This window comes from uncultured Gemella sp. (assembly GCF_963515875.1).
Taxonomy (GTDB): domain Bacteria; phylum Bacillota; class Bacilli; order Staphylococcales; family Gemellaceae; genus Gemella.
The window spans coordinates 1-5,541 of record NZ_CAUPZX010000065.1 but is presented as its reverse complement, the minus strand read 5'-3'; the positions used below and the strand labels follow the sequence as shown (position 1 = coordinate 5,541).

Genomic DNA, 5,541 nt, shown 5'->3' with positions numbered 1-5,541 from the left:
AAAACATCAATATCTTCATTGATATTTTGGTCGTTTTGTCAACAATCTGAAAAGAGGACTAATGTCCTCTTTTATCTGTTCGTATAAACACTAATTATTATCTAAAAGTTAAAGTTTTAAATAATATTATTTTACAGCTGAAGTTTTTGGTAAAACTTTTTTAGCTTGGTCAGCTTTAGGTGCTTCTGTACCTTTATCTACTCTAACAGTACCTTTAGGTGCTTTGTATTCAGGTTTAGTGTGTACTTCTGGTGCTACTAATTTTTCACCGTAAGCTGGTAATTCTGGTTGTACTAATCCAGTTCCGTTTACTCCACCTTTGAATTCACGTTTTCCAACAAATGTACCTTCACCATTTACTGAAATAGGTTTTTCTGTTGTTTCAGGGAATCCTGGTTGAGTTTCAACAACTGGTGCGTTATCTGGGTTTACTCCTATAACTGGTAATGCTGGTTGTGTTGCTGGTCCTTCAGCATTAGCTACTGATAATGGTAATACTGCAACAGCTGCAGCTGCTACTAAAAATTTGTTTAATTTCATAATAAACAATCTCCTTTTAATATATATTAAATTTTATACTATAATTATATAGACTTTAACTCTTATTGTCAAGTTTTAAAATATTACCTTTGTATTACAAATATTTTTCATATCAGTTGGTATATCTATCTTCACATTTATTTCTTTATCTGTAATCGGATGATTAAATACAAGATTACTGCAATTTAGTGCCTGTCGTTTTATTAAACTCACATCTCCACCGTACAGCTCATCACCTAATAGCGGATGCCCCTCATACTTCATGTGAACTCTAATTTGATGAGTTTTCCCTGTATAGAGTTTTAATTTGACTATACTAATATTAAGTTCTGGAATATATTTTTCTAACCAATATTCAGTCTTAGCGTATTCTCCACCTTCACCAACTTCGCGTTCAATTATACTTGAACTTACTCTGCGAATCGGAGCTTCAACAATCGCATTGTCTTTTATTTTTCCATTAACCAACGCTGTATAATATTTATCTATACTCAAATTACTAAACAACGCATGTATATGCCTATGTTTTGCAATTAATACTAATCCAGATGTATTTTTATCGAGCCTCGTTACTATATGCGGAATTGAGTTAATATTTTTCTCTTGAAAATAGTAATTTACTCTCTCAAGCAGTGACTCGTCTTCAACATTCCTCGAAGGTATTGAAGGTAGGTTGATTTCTTTATTGACTATCATAAAATACTCATCTTCATAAACTATATCAATTGGTTTGTTTATAAAACGAACAAATTCGGTGAAATTTTCGCTAGGCAAAGTAATCTCTACTATGTCATTTTCTTTTAACATATATCTAACGTTCTCTTCCCTATCGTTTATCTTTATGCTACCATCATGATCAAACTTTATTCTAGTCAAGGTTTTCCTAGAAATATTATTTTCTAATAAAAATTCTCTTAACAATTGTTCTTTTTTTACAACATACTTTAAAGTAATATTAGTCATTTTTAATAAATGATCTCTTCACACGTTGCCAGAAACTATCTTCATTATAACGAATAAATGAAATCTTCTTATCCTTTTCTAGAGTTATTTTTATTTTAGCTACACTATCATAATTAAAATGCATATGATCTACTGTTATGCGATGATTTTCCGTATTCATTGGTTTAATCATAAGTTCATCATTTTGTGATAATATTAGTGGATTTCCCAATGTTCGATAAACAAGATTATTTAGCGCAGCAATCTCTGTTACTTGATACAACGGCAATTGAGGGTGAATCACAGCCCCACCTAGACTTTTATTATACGCAGTAGACCCTGTTGGGGTACTAATACATAATCCATCTCCTCTAAAACTCTCAAAGTGGACACCATTTATATAAACCTTAGCTGCATAAGTAGATCCTGTATGATTATTTACCGTTATTTCATTTAAAGAACAATAGTCAGAAACTAAATCACCATTAGCGCAATACGCCTTAACTCTTAATAGTGGATATTGTTCTACCTTAGGTTTTAATGCTAACATATCAAAAAATATTTTCTCATAGTTTTGAACAGAATAATCGGTATAAAACCCTAAATGCCCAGTATGAATAGATAAAAATTTTATATTATCTAAATTATTCATATACTTATTGAATGTTCTCAATACAGTTCCATCTCCCCCAATTGCAAAAACATAATCAGGATTACTCTTATCTTCTTCCATATCACTAGATAATAAGAACTCTTTTAACTTCAAACCTATCTTCTCTGAAACTTCATCATTTCTAACTTCTATGCTAAATTTACCTTCTAACATCTTGATTTTCACCTATTATTTTTTCATAATTTTCTAACCATACATCAGCAAAATCCGGTGCAAGTGCACCTTGATTATTATCAATCCATTCTTGAAGTTTATTAACATTATACTTCAATATTTTATCAATCTTTTCACCATATTTATAACGCGCTTTGTTTTGATTATACTCATCTTCATCTAATAAGAAATATTTACCATCAGGATATTTCTTTATATCTAAATCATAATCAATGTATTTTACGCCATCCACATCATATGCGAATGGACTACTTAAGTTTGAGTAATAGTGAACCCCATCTTCTCTAAACATGCATATTATATTAAACCAACATTCATTGTGAAAATATACTAAAGCAATTTCTTTAGTAACCCAAGTTCTTCCATCATTTTCTGTTACAAGTGTTCTGTTATTTGCTAGAATTAGAACCTGTTCATCCGCTTCTAGTACAACATTTTTGTGCCAAATTCTATGTATTGAACCATCATGCTTATATGCTATTATTTTTACTACATCACCCTTCTTAGGCCTTTCTCCTCTGTACATAGTTCCTCCTTTCATACCTAATTTTAATGTCTTTTTAATTATAACATATTTAACATAGTTCATTCTACTGTAATAACAATTTTTTTTGTAAAATTATACACCTAAATCAGAAAAAAGCTAATGTATCTCTTAAATAGTTGTTTCTGGGTAATAATAAAATCAACTATTAAAATTATGATTTTCTTAAATTTAATTTTAAGATTAATTTCTCAACTCTTAAGTCAAACCTTTTTTATATTTCATATAACTTTTTTCACCTAGATATCTACTTTTTTCGATATTAAATCAACGACTTCTACTACAGCAAAAAACTGAGATTTCCAATATATGGATTATCTCTCAAATAAACCTCCCACAATTTTTTTAAATATTCATCTTCCTTAATATCATTTATAATTTCATATGCTTCTTGAAGGAAAGCTATACTGTCTCTTTTTCGTGCAGTTGACAAAATAGCTTGTTTGAGAATCTTAAAATCAATATCTTCTTTTCTCAAGTAATATAAATTATATAAATCATAGAAATCTCTCATTCTTGTTGTAGATATATTTCTCTTTATTATGCTCTCATATTTTTCTGAAAGTATCGTTTCAATAGGATATGCTAGAACTCTTATCCCTTCTTCCCTAAACATGCAAGGATATACGTATTCTATTTCTCTTGGTGTAATTATATCTCCTGTTGTTATATTAATTTTCATTACATTTTTTATTTTTCCAAATATAGCAATCAAATGAACTCTGAAATTTTCATATTCATCTTTTTCTCGAATATAGGTAATATCTGTAATCTCAAACTGTATTCCATCATCTACTTCAATATCTAAAATTTCTAAAATTATATTTCTAATGACATGTTCTTTTAATGGAATTCCTTTCACCGTCGTATCCAAATCCATTGTCGTCCTATTGTCTATACCAATCATAGATGAAATTAATAATCCACCCTTAATTACAAAATTAAATTTATAACTAGAACGAGATAATCTTTCTAAAAATTTTTCAAAGAAAAACATTTGCAACACTTCCTGTGAACTTAATTTTTTGCTTTTTGCTATGTTTTTCACTTTACCTTTCAAACTTTCTGAAGTGATCATTTTATAGAACCTCCATATACTTTCTTATCTCATCTTCGACTCCTAATATTCGACTATATTTAATAAGCTTCCTCATATTTTTCCCTTTATTATTAAAATATCTAGTAATTGCATCTACAAATATCTGCTTATCAATAATATTTCTCTTAGATACAATATCACAAATACTTCTTTCCATATCATAGCATCTCACTTCATTTCCAAGTGCTGTTTTTATAGTTATAATACCTATATCAAAATTTTCTTTTTTTATATAGTGTACCTTAATATTATTTATCTTCCTTTTTATATGTCTAACATTATACCCTTGTGGTACACTTATATGAAAACAATTTGGGCTCCTATCGCTTAGTTCTAACAAAAATAATGCTGTATGGAATGAAAATACAACTTTTTCATTGTTATAAGATATTAATGCAAATTCATCATCTACATCATCTTTTTTCTTATATACTCCATTTTTCACGCGTTCAAGTTCTCCCCTATTAACAAACTCAGCAAGTTTATGTCTACTAATACCAAGCTTTAACGCTTCATTATTCGTAATAAATCCTTTTTCTTTTAAATATTCCTTTAAAATAATCATAGCACATCACCTCTTACATTTACACTTTAAATTATATAATATTAAAGAGTATTTGTAAATAAAAAGTCTTAGATCTAACTCCTTACTTAACTAAAAAAGGAGTGATTCTAAAATCATGAAACAAGATTTTAGAGTCACCCCCGAAAAGTTATTAGATACCTGAAAAGCTTTCATAAAGAGAATTTATATGTCAATAAATTATTGTATCTGTAAGTTCTCTTATGAACTTTGTTAAAATCTAGGGCTTTTGGATTAACCCTGGGAATGAAAAACCTAATTGAATTAAAAATATTTCCAACATTTATAACAACATAAAACGCAGTTAAATTAGGATTCTCCATTCGAATTATATTTGTAATCTATTCTATTCGGTTAGCAGTGAGACATAAACATTCAAATTAGGACGATTATATTTTAGAATAGTTTATTATATAATTATAGTAGATTACTGAATAAGTTGTTTTAGCTAACAATAATTTCATTAATGTTAGCTAGATTAAAATTACGAAAAGTACTATTCTATTTTAGAAAAGTACTTTTTATTTAATAAGTAATCAATATATAAGAAATTTTAAAGTGTTAAATAATGAAAAGTTGAAAAATTATATTCTATATGCGAATAATGTATCTATTTTAGTAGAGGATAAAAATTTGTAAATTGAGATTTATAAACAGTTGAATATCGCAGTTCAATTTGATATAATCAAAATTGGAGAGAGAAGTTAGGGAGTGTAAAACTTCCGATAAAGATGGTGGCTACTTCAATATGAAAGGGGATGGTGCTATGCTCGCATACACTAAAATCTTGAAGAAAGGAGTAGCAAGTTGTCAGCTTACGAAATTGTACAGACGATTATTGGAATAAATCTATTGATTGTTTCAGTAGTTAGTGCATGTATTGTAGCGTTAAAAAAAGACAATAAAAAATAACCATCTTTACGCTTTGGCTTGGTACTGCACCCAAAAAGTTGGACAAAATATTCAGTTATTTTTGTTTAGTATTT

7 protein-coding genes are annotated in these 5,541 nt (G+C 28.5%); 1 reads left to right on the top strand and 6 read right to left on the bottom strand.

Annotation, left to right across the window (positions count from 1 at the left end):
* Positions 1–126: 126 nt before the first annotated feature.
* The 6 genes from RWL85_RS08335 to RWL85_RS08310 all read right to left on the bottom strand — a co-directional run bounded on the left by RWL85_RS08335 (position 127) and on the right by RWL85_RS08310 (position 4,537).
* Positions 127–540, bottom strand: coding sequence for a hypothetical protein (locus tag RWL85_RS08335; protein ID WP_314087046.1), 414 nt, complete (start codon positions 538–540; stop codon positions 127–129).
* A gap of 75 nt (positions 541–615) precedes the next feature.
* Positions 616–1,503, bottom strand: a complete 888-nt coding sequence (locus RWL85_RS08330; RefSeq protein WP_314087043.1) for an RluA family pseudouridine synthase — start codon at positions 1,501–1,503, stop codon at positions 616–618.
* Entirely contained in the window at positions 1,496–2,308 is an 813-nt protein-coding gene (locus tag RWL85_RS08325; RefSeq protein ID WP_314087041.1) for an NAD kinase, read from the bottom strand. The genes RWL85_RS08330 and RWL85_RS08325 overlap by 8 nt, the downstream gene beginning before the upstream one ends.
* The gene (locus RWL85_RS08320; protein WP_314087039.1) at positions 2,295–2,855 is read right to left on the bottom strand and encodes a DUF402 domain-containing protein; all 561 of its coding nucleotides are present in this window, start codon (positions 2,853–2,855) and stop codon (positions 2,295–2,297) included. The genes RWL85_RS08325 and RWL85_RS08320 overlap by 14 nt, the downstream gene beginning before the upstream one ends.
* A 298-nt stretch (positions 2,856–3,153) precedes the next feature.
* On the bottom strand, positions 3,154–3,951 hold the full coding sequence (locus tag RWL85_RS08315; RefSeq protein ID WP_314087037.1) for a nucleotidyl transferase AbiEii/AbiGii toxin family protein: 798 nt from the start codon (positions 3,949–3,951) through the stop codon (positions 3,154–3,156).
* Between the two features lies 1 nt (position 3,952).
* Positions 3,953–4,537 (bottom strand): type IV toxin-antitoxin system AbiEi family antitoxin domain-containing protein, encoded by a 585-nt coding sequence (locus tag RWL85_RS08310; protein ID WP_314087035.1) that lies wholly within the window; start codon positions 4,535–4,537, stop codon positions 3,953–3,955.
* 825 nt (positions 4,538–5,362) lie between these two features.
* On the opposite strand from RWL85_RS08310, the gene RWL85_RS08305 reads away from it, so the two are divergent.
* Positions 5,363–5,467, top strand: a complete 105-nt coding sequence (locus RWL85_RS08305) for a putative holin-like toxin (protein WP_081450717.1) — start codon at positions 5,363–5,365, stop codon at positions 5,465–5,467.
* The last annotated feature ends 74 nt before the right edge of the window (positions 5,468–5,541 follow it).